14 protein-coding genes and 1 pseudogene are annotated in these 17,138 nt (G+C 72.6%); 5 read left to right on the top strand and 10 right to left on the bottom strand.

Features of this window, described 5'->3' with window-relative positions; genetic code table 11:
- Positions 1–116: 116 nt before the first annotated feature.
- Positions 117–530 (bottom strand): hypothetical protein, encoded by a 414-nt coding sequence (locus tag ACF1BN_RS32190; protein WP_392335113.1) that lies wholly within the window; start codon positions 528–530, stop codon positions 117–119.
- Between the two features lie 51 nt (positions 531–581).
- A complete protein-coding gene (locus ACF1BN_RS32195; RefSeq protein ID WP_392335114.1) occupies positions 582–968 on the bottom strand; it encodes a hypothetical protein in 387 nt (128 codons plus the stop codon).
- 372 nt (positions 969–1,340) lie between these two features.
- Between ACF1BN_RS32195 and ACF1BN_RS32200 the strand changes: the two genes are divergently transcribed.
- Positions 1,341–1,565 (top strand): hypothetical protein, encoded by a 225-nt coding sequence (locus ACF1BN_RS32200; protein WP_392335115.1) that lies wholly within the window; start codon positions 1,341–1,343, stop codon positions 1,563–1,565.
- A 193-nt stretch (positions 1,566–1,758) separates the two neighbouring features.
- On the opposite strand, the gene ACF1BN_RS32205 is transcribed toward ACF1BN_RS32200, so the two are convergent.
- Complete coding sequence (locus ACF1BN_RS32205; RefSeq protein ID WP_392335116.1) at positions 1,759–2,280, bottom strand: pyridoxamine 5'-phosphate oxidase family protein; 522 nt, start codon at positions 2,278–2,280, stop codon at positions 1,759–1,761.
- 940 nt (positions 2,281–3,220) lie between these two features.
- Complete coding sequence (locus tag ACF1BN_RS32210) at positions 3,221–3,736, bottom strand: SRPBCC family protein (protein ID WP_392335117.1); 516 nt, start codon at positions 3,734–3,736, stop codon at positions 3,221–3,223.
- Positions 3,737–3,799: 63 nt separating this feature from the next.
- On the opposite strand from ACF1BN_RS32210, the pseudogene ACF1BN_RS32215 reads away from it, so the two are divergent.
- Positions 3,800–4,378, top strand: a pseudogene (locus ACF1BN_RS32215) (TetR/AcrR family transcriptional regulator); the annotation flags it as partial.
- 636 nt (positions 4,379–5,014) lie between these two features.
- Here ACF1BN_RS32215 and ACF1BN_RS32220 read toward each other — a convergent pair.
- Positions 5,015–6,199 carry an FG-GAP-like repeat-containing protein gene (locus tag ACF1BN_RS32220; protein ID WP_392335118.1) on the bottom strand — a complete coding sequence of 395 codons (1,185 nt, stop codon included), beginning with the start codon at positions 6,197–6,199 and terminating at the stop codon, positions 5,015–5,017.
- Between the two features lie 338 nt (positions 6,200–6,537).
- Positions 6,538–7,722 (bottom strand): spore photoproduct lyase family protein, encoded by a 1,185-nt coding sequence (locus ACF1BN_RS32225; RefSeq protein ID WP_392335119.1) that lies wholly within the window; start codon positions 7,720–7,722, stop codon positions 6,538–6,540.
- Positions 7,723–8,045: 323 nt separating this feature from the next.
- Here ACF1BN_RS32225 and ACF1BN_RS32230 point away from each other — a divergent pair, with 323 nt between their 5' ends.
- The 3 genes from ACF1BN_RS32230 (at position 8,046) to ACF1BN_RS32240 (ending at position 10,280) form a co-directional block, all read left to right on the top strand.
- Entirely contained in the window at positions 8,046–8,246 is a 201-nt protein-coding gene (locus tag ACF1BN_RS32230; RefSeq protein ID WP_392335120.1) for a CsbD family protein, read from the top strand.
- A gap of 182 nt (positions 8,247–8,428) precedes the next feature.
- Complete coding sequence (locus tag ACF1BN_RS32235; protein WP_392335121.1) at positions 8,429–9,109, top strand: NADPH-dependent F420 reductase; 681 nt, start codon at positions 8,429–8,431, stop codon at positions 9,107–9,109.
- A 205-nt stretch (positions 9,110–9,314) separates the two neighbouring features.
- Complete coding sequence (locus ACF1BN_RS32240) at positions 9,315–10,280, top strand: SDR family NAD(P)-dependent oxidoreductase (protein WP_392335122.1); 966 nt, start codon at positions 9,315–9,317, stop codon at positions 10,278–10,280.
- A 70-nt stretch (positions 10,281–10,350) separates the two neighbouring features.
- Here the strand turns inward: ACF1BN_RS32240 and ACF1BN_RS32245 are convergent, their stop codons facing one another.
- From ACF1BN_RS32245 to ACF1BN_RS32260, 4 genes are all read right to left on the bottom strand, one after another.
- A complete protein-coding gene (locus ACF1BN_RS32245; protein ID WP_392335123.1) occupies positions 10,351–11,979 on the bottom strand; it encodes a hypothetical protein in 1,629 nt (542 codons plus the stop codon).
- A 254-nt stretch (positions 11,980–12,233) separates the two neighbouring features.
- Positions 12,234–14,000: an ABC transporter ATP-binding protein gene (locus ACF1BN_RS32250; protein WP_392335124.1), complete on the bottom strand. Its 1,767-nt coding sequence runs from the start codon at positions 13,998–14,000 to the stop codon at positions 12,234–12,236.
- Positions 13,997–15,760 (bottom strand): ABC transporter transmembrane domain-containing protein, encoded by a 1,764-nt coding sequence (locus ACF1BN_RS32255; RefSeq protein WP_392335125.1) that lies wholly within the window; start codon positions 15,758–15,760, stop codon positions 13,997–13,999. The genes ACF1BN_RS32250 and ACF1BN_RS32255 overlap by 4 nt, the downstream gene beginning before the upstream one ends.
- The gene (locus ACF1BN_RS32260; protein WP_392335126.1) at positions 15,757–16,950 is read right to left on the bottom strand and encodes an alpha/beta hydrolase; all 1,194 of its coding nucleotides are present in this window, start codon (positions 16,948–16,950) and stop codon (positions 15,757–15,759) included. Before ACF1BN_RS32260 ends, ACF1BN_RS32255 begins: the two co-directional genes overlap by 4 nt.
- Positions 16,951–17,138: the final 188 nt, after the last annotated feature.

The raw sequence follows: 17,138 nt of genomic DNA on the forward strand, positions 1-17,138 counted from the left end.
TCGCTGCTGTCTCGGCGTTGCCTTCGCCGATGCCGGCCTTCAGTCGGTGGGCACCCCGCCGCACCGGACAGCCCCGGTTCGGAATGCTCGGAACCGGGGCCGTGCTCCTGGTGTTCTCAGGGGACGAGGAGCCAGAACCCCTGGTCGGCGTATTGGCCGTTGATGCCGACGGTGACGGTGAGGGTGTCGTCGCGGTCGCCGCACTGCGCGGTTCTCGTGTACGCGGGGTAGGCGTCGGTGCCGAAGGGGACGCCGGCGACCGGCACGGTCTGGGGCGTGATGTTGTGGGCCGTCAGCTTGGGGTCGACGAACCGGATGCAGTAGATGCCGGTGCCGCCCTTGGTCACCTCGGCGATGCCGGTGCCGCGGTCCACGTCGCCGTTGTACTTGATCAGACCGGAGGCCTGGGCGTGCGGCGCCCTGACGGGGTTGCCGATGCCGGTGGCGAGTGCGATGCCGCTTGTCAGAGCCGCCGCGGTGACGACGGAAGCGGCGATGACGGTGATGCGTGCCTTCTTGGTCTTGAACACGGTTGCTGCCTCTCAGGAGCCCGAGCGGGGTTCGCTCGTCCGGACCGGCGGTCAGTGGACGGTGAGGGTGAAGCCGTCGTCGATGGCGGCCCCGTTCAGATTGCGGACGTAGACGAGGATGGCGTCAGTCGCGTTGCCGCACTGCGAGGTCGGTGTCTCGTAGGCGTGAACGCTGCCTCCGGCCGGGCCGCCGGTGACGTGGACGATGCTGTCGGCGAGGTCGATGGAGTCCGGTCCGACCTTCACGCAGTAGCCACCGGTCTGGAACTTGCTGCTGGACACCACGTTCTTCTGCTTCAGCAGCGTCCCGTTGGCCGCGACCTTGGCGGCGGCCTGCGTGTGGGGCGCGAAGGACGGCTCGGGTGCCGCCTGGGCGGGAGGGGCGAGGGCGACAGCCACCGCGACAGCTCCGACACAGGGCAGGGTGAAACGACGCATTGGGCACTCTCTCGTTCACTAGGGCTACGCAGTGCGATGAAATGGGCACACGGCGTGACGGTCGGCTCATCGGTAATGAGATAGGTGAGGAGGGCGTGCCGCAATCCGTCGCTGGAGTCACCTAGGCCGGCTGGAGGCGGCACGCTGTAGGCCGACCGGGGTGGTGTCCTTCTCGGGCAAGTGACCGGCCCGGTTCCTGAGAGTGAAGGGACGATGTGGGGGTAGACGTGTCGGGCAGTGCTGCGGGCGGGGACCCCGGAGCCCCCTGCTGCACATGGCTTTCCATCCCGTCCTGGATGTCCTGGATGTGCGGCAGGCCCGGCCCCGCCCCGCGCCTGCAGCCGGATGTGCAGCGTGGGAGAGGCTGGGTGGATGAATGCGACGCCGATCACCGTTCACCGGCCCTCGCCGACCGGGGGACGTCGGGTGACCGCGCACCGGCACGGTCACGACGAGATCCTCGGCGTGGCCTACTCGGACGGCGATCTGGTGGTCTTCCTCGACCGGGCGGGCGTCCCCGACCCGGAGGCGGCTGTGGACGACCCGGCGTGGGTGGAGTGGCGTGGAGGCCGCGCTCACCAGTGGGACGCGGCCTGAAGTCGACGAAACCGTCTCCCGGCGATGAGCGTGCTCCGGAGCGTACGAGGGCGTACGAGGGCGTACGAGGGTGTACGGAGGGGTACGGGGCGTGGCGGCGCTCGTCCGACCGCGCGGTGCGCGCCCGCCCTGTCCCGGGAGGCGGCCTCGCCCGTCACGACGTCCCCCGCACCGTCCCCGTAGCGGCCCGAGGTCACATGCCGGTGAGCTTGTCGGGATCGGGAGCGTAGACGGTCATCCAGTGCGGGTTCAGCCGGTAGTAGACGACCTCGTGGTTCCAGTCGAAGGCGTCCTCGTCGCCGTAGAAGTCCTTCAGGTGGGCGAGGAGCTCTTGCCAGTCGGCCGTGGCCTCGGCGTCCTCGGGGTTCATCTCCTCCACCGTGCCGTGGGTGAACACGCCGAGGTCCTCGCCGCGCAGGTGCGCGACGCTGGCGGCAGGGCGGGCGGCGAGATGGCGGGCCTTGGTGGCGTTGCGAGCTGTGCCGAAGTGCCACCGGCCGTGCAGGAAGTGCCCGTCGGCTCCGCTGACCCGCGGTTCGCCCTTGGCGGTCACCGTGGAGAGGGCGAGTGTGCACATGCCGGTGAGGACGCCGGTGAGCTGCGCCGCCGTGATGGTGCGGCCCTCGACGATCGAGCGGAGGTGCGAGGTTGAGCCGGAGAGGGAGGAGTCGAGGAGGGACTGGAGCTTGTCGAGCTCTTCTGGGGTTTCGCGCATACGTCCATCGTCGGCCGTAAAGCGGACACCTTCTGTCGCCATTGAGTAAGCAGCGCTGAGGTTTCACCGGGCGGGCTGAGCTCGGTGGGCACGGTGGGCACGGTGGGCACGGTGGACCCGCGTGGCGCCACGCGGTGACGGAAGCGCTCCGCCGCGGCCGGCCGACGTTGCTGCGGTCGTTCCGCGACCGGCTCCGCCGGCGCGCACGGCGATTCGCCTCCTCGCCCGACCTGGCGAGTCGGTGCGGCGAGGCGGCTCGATGGTCGGGCTGGTGCGGCGGCCCAGCAGTGAGCCGTGGCCCCGCTGAGAGAGGCTCACACGTGGCGGATGGCCTCGACCCGGCCCAGGGCCAGGAGGGTTGCGGGCCACCTCGCCTCGCGGATCCGCCTCTGCGGCCATGCCGCACCCCGGCCACGGTCGGCGGACACGCGCACGACGCTCGCCCCACGTGTGTCGGAACCGGCGCTTCCTGCCGCCGTACCCCGCAGCCCTGACGCGGCATCGCCGCGTCCCCTGCTCCTCTGGCGTGGAAACGCCGCCGAACCGCCATGGAGTGGCCCCCCGCCGTCGACATCGGCTGCACCCACCCCGACCATCAGGAGTGGCGCCGAAAGTACTTGCCCCGCCGAGTACCGAAGACCGTGACAGTCGCGTGGTCGGTCACCCCGAAGAGGCCCGCGCTCGGCGACTCCCCCGCCCCTGCCCCGGCCTTGGCGGCCGACCGGCGCGAGCGTGGCGATCGGTGCGCGAGGGAGCGGCGTCGGGCAGTGCTACGGGAGACCCACGCGCCCGGACCGTATCTGGCTCTCCCTTATACGGACGCCCGCGTGCTCGCCGCGCCCGGAGCGGCGTCCAGGGGAGAGGCTGGACGGACGAGTGCGACGCCGATCACCGGTCCTCGCCGCCTGCCTCATGCCACCGGCGCGTCCCACGCCCTTCATCAGGACTTTCGGCGCCGGCTCGCCGCCGTCAGGCGTGCCAGGTGGCGGAGGAGGCGGACGTACAGGGACCAGCGGGCCCGGTGGGCGAGGGCGCCCGTGCAGGCGAGTTCGGCGCGGTCCAGGCAGTCTTCGAGGAGGCTGTCGTGCATCGAGCGGTAGGCCAGTGGCCAGGTGAGGCGGCCGACGCCGCTGAGGTTCATCGCGAGGGTGTGCCGCAGCGTGGTCCGCTCGCCGTCGGCGGGCAGCACGGTGAACTCGTGGAAGCCGTGGAACCCGCGGGGCCCGGTGAAGGCGAAGCGCACCCAGGTCCCCGGGACGTACGCGGCCACCGTGTAGCGCACCGGGCCGTGGCCGCCGGCCGCCCCGACGGCCAGGGAACGGTCCAGCCGCATCTCCGGCCACAGCCGACCCGGCCACAATTGGTCGTGCTCCCCGCAGGACAGCGTGTCGATCAATGCGCCGACCCGGTCCGCCTCAGCGCTCAGCACGCGTTCATGCACGTTGTAGACGCCCATCGGTCTTCCCCTCCACAATATTAGAGAGATCTCTCTAATATTGTGGAGGGTACTCTCTGATTCATGGCGAGACCACCCCGCTTCGACACCGACCAGATCCTCGACGCCGCCGTACGGCTGGCCGCCTCGGCCGGGCCGGCCGGTGTGACCATGTCCGCCGTCGCCCAGGCGATCGGCGCACCGAGCGGCTCCATGTACCACCGCTTCGCCGGCCGCTCGGCCCTGCTCGCCGAGGTCTGGCTACGGACCGTCGAGCGGTTCCAGGAGGGCTACCTCGCGCGCCTGCACAGCGATCCCGACCCCCGTACGGCCGCCCGTGCAGCCGCCCGGCACGTCGTCGCATGGAGCCGGACCCGCCCTGAGGAGGCCGCCCTCCTGCTCCACGGTGCGGCGGAGTTCGGCCGCGCCGACTGGTCCGAAGAGCACATCCGGCGCGCCGACTCCGGCAACGAGCGCGTGTTCGCCGCCATCGGCGACCTCGCCGCGGCCCTCGGGTTCACGGATGCCAGAGGCCGGGACCGGATCGTCCTGGCCCTGATCGACCTGCCGCTCTCGATCGTCCGGCGGCCTCTGCGCGCCGGCGAGCCGCTGCCCCCGCACGCCGAGGACCTCGCCGAGGACTGCGCGGCGGAGCTGCTGGCCGCCCCTAGCCGGTGGCCGGGCGCCGCCCCGCCCGCCGGCCCCTGGCCGCCCGGAGCCCCTTGGCCGCCCGGCGCCCCCGTGGCGCCCCCTGGCCGGCCGTTGGCCGTACGGTCGGCTCTTCCCGAGGGGGCGGGTCAACGTCATTGACCCTGAACAGAGTTGCGGGGTCCACGGTCGCGCGTATCCGGCTCGTCAGCCGTCCCAAAGTGCCAGCCGCCTCACCAGCGCCCCTGTGAGACGGCGTGGCACGTCGGCATCTCTCGCGCTCCTTCCGAGCGACGGCGGCAGCGTGCTCGCGGGCCAGTCCGCGCGGGACACGCGCCCGGAGGCCATGGGGAAGGCCTGAGGGTTGTCCCGCAACTCAGGACACCGCTTTCCGGTGTCCGGTTCGACCTACTTGGTGGGGGTCGCGTTAAGCCACGAGTCGGGCGCAACCGGACAAGTCGGTCTGTCTGTGGTGCCCCATCAACCTCTGGCCTGAGTTACGGGCAACCCTTAGCTGTATTGACCCGGAGCGTTGTTGACGCGGCTGATCGGCAGGTGACCGCCGAGTGTGGTGAGCCAGAAGGTGTGCACTGGCGTCGGCGCCGACCAGGATGTGCGGGCCCTACGCGGCCGAGGGCCCGCACATATGGGTCAGAGGGTGCCGTTGAGGGCCCACCAGAGGTCGATCTGTTCGCCGGCTCGCAGGCCGCCGGTGCCGGTTCCTTCGTAGCGGAGGAAACCGTCGTACTTGTCGATGGCGAGGAGGTCGGGTCGGCCGTCGCCGGACCAATCGCCGACGGCAAGGAGCGAGGCCATGGAGTTCCAGCCGCCGGAGCCGATGAGGACGCGGGAGCCGAGCGCGCCGGCCTTGCCCGGGTAGAGCCAGAGCTTGCCGGTCGACGCCTCACGGGCGTAGAGGTCGGCCCGGCCGTCGCCGTTCATGTCACCGACACCGGTGAGGGAGTTCATGGCGTTCCAGCCACCGTTGCCGATGAGCTTGCGGGCGCCCAGAGTGCCGGTGGGCGTCCCCGGGTAAAGCCACAGCTTCCCGGTGGTCTTCTCCACGGCGAGCAGGTCGGAGCGCGCGTCGCCGGTCAGGTCGCCGAGCGCGGCGATCCGGCTCATGGCGTTCCAGCCGCCGGAGCCGAGCAGCTTGCGCGTGCCGAGGCCGCCGGTGCCGGTACCGGGGTAGAGCCACAGCTTGCCGGTGGCTGCCTCGCGGACGATCGCGTCCTCGCGGTTGTCCCGGCTGAAGTCGCCGTGCCGGACCATGGCGTTGAAGGCGTTCCAGCCGCCCGTGCCGACGAGTTTGCCGGTGCCGTCGCCAGGCAGGAACCACAGGCGTCCGGCGCGATCACGGACGAGGATGTCCGATCGCTTGTCGGCGTTCATGTCGCCAAAGCCTGCGGCCTTGGTCGAGGTTTCCGAGTACCAGTAGGGGTACGGATACGTCTCGCACTCCCGCAGGGTGCGGACAAGCTTCAGAGAACTGATGTAGCCCGGTTCCATCCCGGTGGCGTAGGGCTCGCCAGGATCGAAGACGCCGTAGCCGTCGGCGGTGTTGTAGTTCGCCAGTTCGTAGCCGCAGGCGATGAGCGACGTCCGGTTGTGCACGAGCTGGAACTTGTTGTCCCAGGTGCCCAGCGTCGCCTTGTTCGTGTTCGTCTTGAACATCGTGCCCGCGCCGCTGCCGTTGGCCCAGGCGCAGAAGTAGCCCGACGGGCAGTCACTCACCGCGGCCTGCGCGGGCGCGGCGCCCGCGCCGAGCAGCGCGAACGAAGTGAGCCCCAGAGCGGCGGCCGCAGAGACCACACGTCGGAACAGGGGTTTACGCATACATTCCCTCCCTCAAACGGCGCGCACGCACTTTCGAGTGGCGCCGAGAGCAGGACCGTACACGCCTAAGGTTTGTCCCGTGACTCAGGCCAGAGGCTGATGGGGGACCACAAGCAGATCGGCTTGCCCGGTTGTGCCACGACTCCTGGTCTCAACGCGGCCCCGACCAAGCAGGTCGAACCGGACATCGGCAAGCGGTGTCCTGAGTTGCGGGACAACCTTTGGGCTGCCCCACCTCCGCAGCGCCATCCGCAGCCCGCTCAGCCGCTGCGTCGAGAGCAGCACTCCGGCGCCGAGCCGGGGCAGGCCCCCGCCACCGCGCCCCTCGGCGCGCGGCCCTAGAAGGCGTAGCGCACCCGCAGCCACGGCGTCCGTTCCGCGATCATGCCGGTCAGGGCCTCGACCGCCTCGTGTTTGACCGGGGTGCGGTAGCGGACGTTCAGGGCGCCGTTCTGCGACCTCTTGGGCTGCTGGAGGCCCGGCTGCCACAGGACGTCCTCGGCACGCGGGTGCCAGCCCAGGTTGACGCCGTGCAGGTCCTCGTTGTGGGTGAGCATGATGATCTCCGCCGCGGCCTGGTCCTTCACCCGCCGCGGGAGCACGTCGTCCATCATCCGCAGCAGCTCGCCCCAGGCGTCCCGCCATCCGGGCCTGACGACCACCGGCGACAGGTTGAAGTGCACCTCGTACCCGGCGTCCAGGAAGTCGCCGGCGGCCTCCAGGCGGGCGGGGACGGGACTGGTGCGGATGTCGAGGAGCCGGGAGTCGTCCGGCGGCATGAGCGAGAAACGGATCCGGGTGCGCCCGCGGGGGTCGAGCCGCAGCAGATCGGGGTTGACGAACTTGGTCGCGAAGGACGCCTTCGCGGTGGGCCACCGGCGGAAGGCGTGGACGACGTCGGCGGTGTTGTCGCTGATCAGGTCGTCCACCGCACAGTCGCCGTTCTCGCCGACGTCGTACACCCACGCCCGCTCGTCGCACTGGTTCGGCTCGTTCTTCGGTCCGGTCGCGGCGATGTGCCGGCCGATCGCGGCCAGGACCCGTTCGACGTTGGTGAAGACGGTGATGGGGTTGGCGAAGCCCTTGCGGCGCGGCACGTAGCAGTACGCGCAGGCCATGGCGCAGCCGTTGGACAGGCCGGGGGCGATCCAGTCGGCCGAGCGGCCGTTGGGGCGGACGGTGAGGGAGGAACGCTCGCCGAGGACGAGCGTCTCGCGCTTCACCCGCACCCAGCGCTCGACGTTCCCCTCGTTGCCGTGCAGGTGCGGGATGCGCCAGTGGGAGCCGGTCTCGACGAGCCGGGCGTCCGGGAACCGCGCGATGATCTGCCGCCCCCGCAGGGACGCCGTGGCGCCCGGCTCCGCGTGGATCTCCGTCACCCGCAGCAGCCGCGCCGCCTCGGCCCCGTCCCGGAACGCCCGGCCCTCCTCCACCCCGCCCGGCGGCGCTGAGGCGGCGACGAGTTCCTCCACCCCGAACAGCCCCTCGGCCTCCCCGCCCGGCTCCGGTGGCCGCCTTCCCATACCCACTCCGCTGCCGTAGCCGATTCCGATTCCGATTCCGATTCCGATTCCGATGATTTTGCCCCAGTCTACGGCTGCCGCGCCCCACCCTTGCCGACCTGATTCCGGCCCTACGTACGGGAGATCGTCCGGCATGCGAGGGAGGCGGTCCTCCCGCTCATGCGCAGGATCCCGGCGCAGTTGTGTCGACGGGCGGCCTGTCCGGTCCACGCGGCGCAGACGTCCGTCAGCCCCCCGGACCACACCTCCTCGACTCGATGAGCGAAACATTTCTGTTTGTCCTAGGTTGTGAGTGAATGTTCATCTCGTAAAGGAGTCGTCCCATGGCACACAAGGCCAAGGGCAAGATGGAGCAGGCCAAGGGCAAGGCCAAGGAGGCCGTCGGCAAGGCGACCGGGAACGAACGGATGCAGGCCGAGGGCAAGACCGACCAGGTCAAGGGCAAGACGCGCGAGGCCGCGGGCAAGGTGGAGAAGCAGGCCGAAGGCGTCAAGGACTCCCTGCGGGGCCGCCAGAAGCCCTGACCCCCCCAGCACTCCCGTCAGGCCCCCGACGCCCCGCGTCCGGGGGCCTGACCCCGTTCCGGCCCCGCACCCCAGTGCCACCCTCCCTCCCTTCGGCGCAGGCGAGGCGTCCGGCCTAGGACGGGAGAACGAAGTCAGTGCGGTCTTCGGGCCGAGGTGCGGGACGGGCCTGCGGCGGCAGGATGATCCGCATGCGGATAGGAATCCTCGGTACAGGGCATGTGGGCAGGACACTCGCGACGGCGTGGGCGGGGGCCGGCCATGACGTGGTCCTCGGTTCACGACGGCCGCGGGACCCGGTGCTCCTCGCGGAGCTGGACGAGGTCGTCGCGGAGGGCGTACGGGTCGAGGACCCGTCGGCGGCGGCCGAGCACGCGGACGTGCTGGTGAACGCCACCCCGGGCACGGCCTCGGTGGCCCTGCTCGACAGGATCGGCGCTCCCGCGCTCGCCGGGAAGGTCCTGCTGGACGTCGCCGTCGGCTTCCGCGAGGACGGGGCGCCGTCCCACCCGGTCGTCAGCCTCGGCGAGGAGATCCAGCGCGCGTTCCCGGACACGCGCGTGGTGAAGACGTTCTCCACCGTCGACCGGGGTGTGATGGTCGCGCCGGACTCCCTCGAAGGGGCGAGCAACGTGTTCCTCTCCGGTGAGGACGCGGACGCGAAGAAGGCGGTGCGGGGCCTGCTCGCCGATCTGGGCTGGTCCGAGGAATCGGTCCTCGACCTCGGTGGCATCAGCACGGCCCGGGGCCAGGAGCTCTTCGCCGACCTCTTCATCGCCATCGCCCGGGCGACGGGCACCTACGAGTTCGGCATCCGGGTCGTGCTCCCGGCGGCCCGCGAGAGCGCCCCGCCCGGCGTCTAGCGATGCCCCGCCGATCAGACCGGCTCCAGGCGCGGCACCGGACCCGTCCGGTGGGCGGGTGTCGAGGAAGCGGCGCGGCGACGGGCGCCGTCCCCACGGAGGTCGCAAGGTCCTGACGACCCGCTCCTGGACGTCAGGGGTGGGGGCGTCATTCGTCCCCGGCCGACTCAGGTGTGGCGGCGACGGGCGTGGGCAGCCGCCCCGTATGAACCTGGAGTCGGTGGTCGACACCGTCCTGGACCGGTCGGTCGCACTCGGCTACGGCAGGCCCGGCCTGTACGTACGGCGCCGGATGCCCGGCTGGCCCGCGGACGGTGGCCGGATGGACGGCAAGGTCGTGGTCGTGACGGGGGCCGCGTCCGGCATCGGGCAGGCTGCGGCGGTGGGATTCGTACGACTCGGTGCCGAGGTCCATGCCCTGGCCCGCAACCGGGAACGGGCCGAGGACGCCGCTCGCCTGATCCGGCACCGCGTGCCTTCGGCCGCGGACCGGGTGCACCCCGGGGTGTGCGACGTGAGCAGCCTCGCTTCGCTGCGCGGCTTCGCCCGCGGGTTCCGCGAGCGCCACGACTCCCTGCACGTCCTGGTCAACAACGCCGGGGTCATGCCCGACACCCGCGAACACAGTCCCGACGGCGTGGAGCTCACCTTCGCCACCCACGTCCTGGGCCCCTGGGTGCTGGTCGACGGGCTGACCGATCCGCTGGCCCGCGCCGCGCCGTCCCGCGTCATCAACGTCGTCTCCGGCGGCCAGTACGGGCAGGCGCTCCCGGTGGGCGACCCGCAGTCCGAGCGCGACGCGTACGGCCCGAAGAAGATCTACGCACGCACCAAACGGGCCGAACTCGTCCTGACCGAACAATGGGCCGCCCGCCTGCGTGAGCAGGACGTCCACGTGTACGCGACGCATCCGGGCTGGGCGGACACCAAGGGGGTGCGGTCGTGGCTGCCTGTGTTCCGCGCGCTGACGCGACCGATCATCCGCACCCCCGAGCAGGGAGCGGACACCGTCGTCTGGCTGGGGTCCTCGGACGAGCCCCTCGTCGGCACGGGCACGCTCTGGCACGACCGCCGGCCCCGGCCCGCCACCTATGCCGTCGGCCCCGGCAGGGACGACGACGAGACCCGGGCTCAGCTGTGGCAGCACGTGAGCGGCCTCGCCGCCCGGTGACGTGCCGGCTCGTCCCGCCCCCACCGGGCACCTGAATCCGCCGGGCCCCTTTCCACGGAACGCACGCGCCTCACCAGGCCGTGGGGGCGCGGTTCCGGCGGCGCTGCCGCCAGGCGACGGCTCCGGAGACCAGGGCCAGAGAGGAGAGGAGGGGGATCACCACGCCGACGACCTGCCGGTCGCGGATCGTCCGGCGATGGGTGGCGAGACCGGCCGCGATGAAGTCCGCCTCCAGAGACGTGAGCCGGCGGCGGCCCGCCTCCGTCTCGAAGTCGCCGAGCTGGGCCAGGCGTACCGGGGATATCCGTACCCCGGGATCGCGACCCACGGCCTCCCACGCGTCCGCGGCCTCGGTCAGCCAGCGGTGCACCCGGAGCGTCTCGCGATCCCGCTCGATCCAGCCCTGGAGCCGGGGCCATGCCGTGATGAGGGTTTCGTGGGCGAGTTCGACGCGATCCCTGTCGACGATGACCAGCCGGGCCCGGGCGAGCGTGTCGAGCACGGCCCGCGCCTCACCGCCGCCCTTGCCGATGGCCGTGACCTCAGCGCGGGTGGCGGGGCGCCGGGTGTCGGCCGCGCCGTGGCCCGGAGTGATCAGGCGGAGCATGATCTGCCGGGCGGTCTCGGCCTGGGCGGGGTCCAGCCGGGAGTACGCGGCCTCGGCGCTCTGCGCGATGGCGCCCCGGATGCCGCCCACCCGCTCGTACGCCTCAAGGGTCAGCGTGCGCCCGGAGCGCCGGCGCCAGGTCTCCAGGAGGGCGTGCGACAGCATCGGGGGACCGCCGGTCCGCCCGGAGACCTCCTCGACGAGCGCGTCCGTCAGCGCTCGCTCCACGACGAGCCGCCGGACGGCGGCCGGCCCGCAGATCGCCTCCCGCAGTTCCGCCTGGGTCATCCCGACCATGGGCAGGCTCGCGTCCCGGACCGCCGCCGCCAGCCCGGCATGCTCCAGGCAGTGCGGATAGAAGTCCGCGCGGATCCCCAGGACGACGCGGAGACGACGGGACGGCCGAGCGGCCGCGAGGAGCGCCTCGATGAATCCGGTGCGCTCCTCGACGTCGTCGCAGAGGGTGAAGACCTCCTCGAACTGGTCGACGACGAGCCAGGTGTCCCCGGGGGAGTCGGCGGCGAGGAGGGCGGAACCGTGCGTGGAGAGCGGGCGTTCCCCCGGCGTGAGGATGCGCACGGCGGCCGGCCGCTCCCCGGCGTACGCCGGATCGCGCAGTCGCGGGATCAGCCCGGCGCGCAGCAGGGAGGACTTCCCGCTCCCCGAGGCGCCGAAGAGACAGACCAGCCGGTGTTCGTCCGCCCGCTCCAGGAGGTCGGCCACCGAGCGGTCGCGGCCGAAGAACAGGTCGGTGTCACCCGGTTCGAAACGGGCCAGACCCCGGTACGGGGACGGCTCGTCCTCCTCCGACCACCGGCAGGCCTCGGCCTCCTCGTACGCCCGCCGCCAGCGGGCCTCCCACTCCATCGGATCACCGTCACAGGCGGCGACGTACGCGAGCACCACGGGCAGGGTCGGCAGTTGCCCGCCGCCCGCCGCGCGGGAGTAGGTCGTCACCGAGTACGCCCCGGAGCGACGTGCCATGGCGCTGTACGAAGGGCCTCCCGCGTCCTGCCGCAGCCTCCTCAGCGCGTGCGCGAACGCCGCCACGGGCCCGGCCGACGGATCGAGTTGCTTCTCCCTGCGTCCCATCGCCATCCTGTCCGCTCGGCGTCGCGCGGGCCCCGGCCGGTGCCGCTCCAGCGACCCAACCGCCGGAACGGCGATGTCGACAAGGCGGTTTCGGGCCGCACCGCGGCCCGGCCGCCCGAGGGCCTGACCGACGCCCGCCGCCCGAGGGGCTGGACCGACGTCCGGCCGCCCGAGGAGGGCCCGACACGCGACGCGGGAACGCGTCGGGACCGGCCCGAACCACCACCACCGGCGGCCGACCTGATCGGATGTCGTCAGCGGGTCGCCTCCCACGCCGCCCACAGACCGGCGTACACCCCGCCGGCGGCCACCAGTTCGGCGTGGGTACCGGTCTCGATGATCCGGCCGCGCTCCATCACCACGATCCGGTCGCAGGCCGCCGCCTGAGAGAGGCGGTGGGCGACGACGACGGCGGTGCGCCCGGCGAGGACGGCCTCGGCGGCGAGGTCGAGCTGTGTGGCGTAGGCGGAGCCGGCCTCCGCGGTCGCCTCGTCGAGGATGACCGGATCGGCGTCGGCCAGCAGCAGGCGGGCCAAGGCGAGCTGTTGGGCCTGGGCGTCGGTGAGGGAGTGCCCCCCGACGCCGAGCACGGTGTCCAGCCGGTGAGGGAGGACGTCGAGCGCCGACGCGGCGCCGGTGGCTTCCAGCGCAGCGTGGAGGTCGCGGTCGGTGGCCTCCGGCGCGGCCAGGGTGAGGTTCTCACGCAGGGTGCCCGCGAAGACGTGGACCTCCTGGGTGATCATCGCGGTCCGGCCGGGACGGGAGACCCGTCCGGCCCCGGGAAGGTGGATGCCGGCGATCACTCCGGCGAGCGTGGTCTTGCCCGCCCCGGACACGCCGACGACGGCCACGTGCTGACCGGACGGAATGCCGAGGGTGATGTCGTCGAGCACCGGAGGCGCCCCCGGCTCCTCGCCGTAACGGAAGGAGACCCCGTCGAGCCGCACGGCGGTACCGGTGTCCACGGGCGGCGCGGGGACCTCCGGCTGGCTCGCCGGGATCGTGATGACCCCGACCATCCGGCTCAGCGACGCGAGGGCCGACTGGAGGGTGTCGATGACCATCAGCAGCTGGTTGACCGGTCCGAGCAGGCGCAGCACGAGCAGCATGGCCGTGGTGGCGCCGCCGACCGTCGACGCGCCGTGCTCGATGAGGACGAAGCCCACGACGAGGACGACGGCCAGGCTCAGGCACTCCCCGAGGTTGAGCCGGGCGTTGAGCATGCTCAGCACGGTGCGGGCCCGCAGCGTCTGGCCCGCGACGTGCCAGGAGTCCGTCATCAAGGCACGGTGGCGCTGCCCGGCGAGCCCGAGGCCGAGCACGGTGGCGTAGCCGCGCTGGGACTCGACGACCTGCTGGGCACGCGCGCCCATCGCCGCACGCTCGGCGCGGTAGACGCCCGGCCCGACACGCAGGTACCACCGCACGGCCGCCGCGTAGACCGGCAGGACGGCGGCGAGGGCGGCCGCGTAGGGCCACTCCAGTGCGGCGAGCCCGCCGAGCGACACGACGATGGTGAAGGCGGTGACGGTGAGCACGGGGATCACGGCGGGGGCGGCGTCGGCGACCGCGGTGACGTCGTCGCTGGACCGGGAGATCAGGTCTCCGGTGCCGGCGCGCTCGACGAAGTGCTGGGGGAGTGCCATCGCGCGTCCCACGAGCCGCTCGCGCAACGCGGCGAGGAGGGAGTGGTAGACACGGGTGGCGAGCACGATCGTCAGTGCGGTGCCCGCGGCACCGAGGGCCGCGGAGAGCACGATGACGGCGGTGATCGCCAGTACGGTGCCGAGTTCCGCGGAGCCGTCCCGCACGCGGTCGACGAGCGATCCGATCGCGACGGGGACGATGAGGTCGACGGCGGTGCTGACGACCCCGAGCACTCCGGTCGCGACGAGCCGGAGCCGGTGCCCGCGGCTGAGCCGCCACACCTCTCCGACCGTCTCGCGGCCGCTCGCGACGGGAAGACCCGACAGCCCGGAACCCGGGGGCGTGGCCTCGGGCACGGTGGGGGTGCCGCTCATCGCGCCACCGCCCCTGAGTGAACGGATACGTCGTCGGGCAGCTCGACGACGCGGTCGCAGGCGGCGATCAGCGCCGGACTGGAGGCGATCAGCAGGGTCGAGCGGCCGGCCCGGACATCCCGCAGACGGCCGGCGATCGCGTGCTCGGTGACCGAGTCGACCGCGGTGGTCGGGTCGTGGAGCACGAGCACCGGCGCGTCGCTCGCGAGCGCGCGGGCGAGCGCGACCCGCTGGCGCTGGCCGCCCGAGAGCCGGTTGCCGGCCTCGCCCACCGGCGCGTCGAGGTCGGCCGCGAAGTCGTCGCAGGCGGCGGCCCGCACCGCGGCGTCCACCCGTTCGGGCGCGCCCGCGACCGCGGCGACGTTGTCGCGGAGGGTGCCGCTGAACAGCGTGGCGCGGTGGGGCGCGACGAAGACCCGGGAACGGTAGTGGAGGGGAGGCAGGTCCCGTGCGGCGATCCCGTCGAGCCGTACCTCGATCCCACCTTCGACCCGCGGGTCCAGCAGCGCCTCGACGACCTGGGCGGCGGTCCGGTCGTCGGCGCGCAGGCCCACGAGTTCGCCGGGCGCGACCCGGATCGTCGTACCGGGCCGGGAGGTACGCGGCACGACCACGTCCAGCTCCGGCAGCGCGGTGACCTCCCGCGTGCCCGCGTCGTCGGGTCCCGCCGGCGACGCGGCGTGCCGGCGCAGCTCGTCCAGGACACGCACCGACGAGGCGCGGGCGTTCGCGAGGTTCGGGATGGACGTGCTCGCGATGGCCTGGATCTGCGGCAGGAGCGCCTGGGCGAGGCCCACGGCGGTGATCAGACCGCCGACGCTGAGCTGCCCGTCGACGGCGAACCAGCCCGCCAGCCCCAGCACCGCGGCGACGAACGTGCCGCTGACCGCACCCGAGCCCGCGAGGAACCTCCCCAGCAGGCCGGCGTTGCGCCTGGCGCCTGCCAGGGTCTCCTGGCTCGCCCGCCGGTACCGGCCGGTGGCCTCGGCCTCGGCCCGCAGCCCCTTGACGACCCGGTAGCCGGCGACCAGATCCGTGGCCTTGCCGACCGTGGAGGCCAGCAGCTCCTGGTACGCGCGGGTGTCGCGGGACAGCCGCTCGCTGAGCAGGCCCGTCGACCAGACCGCGACCGGCGCCCCCAGCAGCACCACCAGTCCGAGCACCCAGTGCGTGGCCAGCAGGGACACCGCGATGAACCCGATGGCCGCGACCCTGGACACCGGGATGATCGTCAGGATGACCGCGTTGGCCAGGCGGGCGACGTCGTTCGTCATCACCGAGACCATGCCGCCGCCGGGCGCGCGGACGGTGCCGCCGACCGGGTGCAGCACACGGACGGAGAGGGTGCCGCGGAGCCGGTGCTGCACCACCTGCACCGCGTGGGCCGTCAGCCGCAGCGAGAAGCGCGCCGCCGACGTCAGCGCGAGGTAGAGAGCCACCAGCACGCCGAGCCACAGCACCAGTTGGCCCGCGTCGCCGGTCGCGACCGCGCGGTCGATCGCGACTCCCATCACCACCGGGACCGCTGACTCGCCCACCTGCCACACGATCGCCAGCAGCATCGCGGGAACGGTGATCCGCCTGACCGAGAGGATCACGCGCAGCAGGAACCGGCCCGGGGTGGTCCCCGGCCCGGACGCGAAGGGCCCGTCCCCGACGGGCTCGGCGGGGTCGAGCAGAAGCACCGGCAGCCGGCGGGTCAGCGGTCCTCGCCCCAGCCCCGCGGGGTCGGCGCCCGAAGCACGTGCGGAGTCACTCACGCCTGACCCCGATCGCCGCTCGACAGCGGGAAGCACCAGAGCAGGGCCTCGGCGAAGAGGCCGCGCCACCAGGCGTAGTCGTGCCCGCCCGCGAACTCCCTGTACAGGGTGGTGCAGCCCTTCCCGGTCAGTACCTGGTCCAGCCAGCGGCTGTGGGTGAGCGAGCTCTCCAGCTCGCCGACGTCGTGGAAGACGCGGACCGGAGCCGCTTCCGCGTCCAGGAAGTCGCTGATCAGTGTCGGCACGGGGGTACGGCGCAGCAGCTCGTCCGGTCCCGTGCCCCACCGGAGGCCGGGGTGGTGGCCGCACGACGGGGACTGGAGGATGGCGTTGCCGAACGCGGCCGGGTGGTGGAGCGCCGTCCATCCGGCGCACAGACCGCCGAAGCTCTCGCCGGCCAGGGCGACGTCACCGGCGTCCCGCGAGATCGGATACCGGTGGCGCAGCCACGGCAGCAGCTCCTCGACCAGCATCCGGGAGAACGCCGGGTCGCAGAGCAGCTCCTGGTCGCGGCGCCGCGCGGGCTGCTCGACGAGGACCACCACGCACGGGCGGATCAGTCCCGCGCGGACCACGGCGTCGCGCACGCTCGGCGCGCTGTGGTCCGGCGTTCCGTCCAGGTGGATCACGAGAGGCAGCGCGGCCCCGTCGGAGAACTCCGCCGGGGGCATCGAGACCCAGACGCGCCGTTCGTCTCCCAGGATCTCGCTCGCCAGCAGGGCGGAATCCACCGCCGGGGCCGGCCCCGCCTCGGCCCGGTCGAGCCAGGGCAGCGGCTCCGCGTCGGGCATCACCGCCACGGACGCGCCGGAGAACCGTTCCACCGAGCACTCCGAGAACCGGGGCGCCGGATTGAACGGGTCCGGGACCCGCTCGTCCCCGCCGGTCGGCCCGCGTCGGGTGAACACGTACGAGAAACGCAGGTCGGAACGCATCCGCAGGGTGAGGGCGTGGAACGGCGTCCCCGGCACCGGGGCGAGCGTCCCGATCGGGTTGAAGCCGATTCTGGGGCCGATCACCACCGAGAGGGTGACCGTCGTGTCGTCGCCGGGTTCGTCGACGAAGGTCACCTCCACCTCGTCCGGGGAGACCCGGGCGACCAGCGGCGCACCCGCCTCACGGAGGTGTCGTCCGAACCTCTCCGGGCTCCACTCACCGGTCGACAGCCGCTCGACCAACGGATCAGCCATGACTCACACTTTCTGCGTCGATGTCGCCGGCGGACCGGCGTCGGGTACGTGTGCGGCCGGGGGGCCCCCCCCCCGGGGCCCCCCCCCCCCGCCCAGGCCACACAGGCGCGGTATTGCCGCGGTGGACACCAGGGATCACCGGGTGGCGCCGCCCAGCCCGCCCCGGGTGGCGCCCCGCGGCCCCCGGG

The organism is Streptomyces sp. NPDC014861, assembly GCF_043081625.1.
GTDB lineage: Bacteria > Actinomycetota > Actinomycetes > Streptomycetales > Streptomycetaceae > Streptomyces.

Excerpts from the sequence above, each read along its gene's own strand:
- ACF1BN_RS32205 (WP_392335116.1), bottom strand. The coding sequence starts at position 2,280 with ATGCGCGAAACCCCAGAAGAGCTCGACAAGCTCCAGTCCCTCCTCGAC.
- ACF1BN_RS32235 (WP_392335121.1), top strand. The coding sequence starts at position 8,429 with ATGATCCGCATGCGGATAGGAATCCTCGGTACAGGGCATGTGGGCAGG.
- ACF1BN_RS32250 (WP_392335124.1), bottom strand. The coding sequence starts at position 14,000 with ATGAGCGGCACCCCCACCGTGCCCGAGGCCACGCCCCCGGGTTCCGGG.
- ACF1BN_RS32210 (WP_392335117.1), bottom strand. The coding sequence starts at position 3,736 with ATGGGCGTCTACAACGTGCATGAACGCGTGCTGAGCGCTGAGGCGGAC.
- ACF1BN_RS32225 (WP_392335119.1), bottom strand. The coding sequence starts at position 7,722 with ATGGGAAGGCGGCCACCGGAGCCGGGCGGGGAGGCCGAGGGGCTGTTC.
- ACF1BN_RS32195 (WP_392335114.1), bottom strand. The coding sequence starts at position 968 with ATGCGTCGTTTCACCCTGCCCTGTGTCGGAGCTGTCGCGGTGGCTGTC.
- ACF1BN_RS32200 (WP_392335115.1), top strand. The coding sequence starts at position 1,341 with ATGAATGCGACGCCGATCACCGTTCACCGGCCCTCGCCGACCGGGGGA.
- ACF1BN_RS32260 (WP_392335126.1), bottom strand. The coding sequence starts at position 16,950 with ATGGCTGATCCGTTGGTCGAGCGGCTGTCGACCGGTGAGTGGAGCCCG.
- ACF1BN_RS32230 (WP_392335120.1), top strand. The coding sequence starts at position 8,046 with ATGGCACACAAGGCCAAGGGCAAGATGGAGCAGGCCAAGGGCAAGGCC.
- ACF1BN_RS32245 (WP_392335123.1), bottom strand. The coding sequence starts at position 11,979 with ATGGGACGCAGGGAGAAGCAACTCGATCCGTCGGCCGGGCCCGTGGCG.
- ACF1BN_RS32240 (WP_392335122.1), top strand. The coding sequence starts at position 9,315 with ATGAACCTGGAGTCGGTGGTCGACACCGTCCTGGACCGGTCGGTCGCA.
- ACF1BN_RS32220 (WP_392335118.1), bottom strand. The coding sequence starts at position 6,199 with ATGCGTAAACCCCTGTTCCGACGTGTGGTCTCTGCGGCCGCCGCTCTG.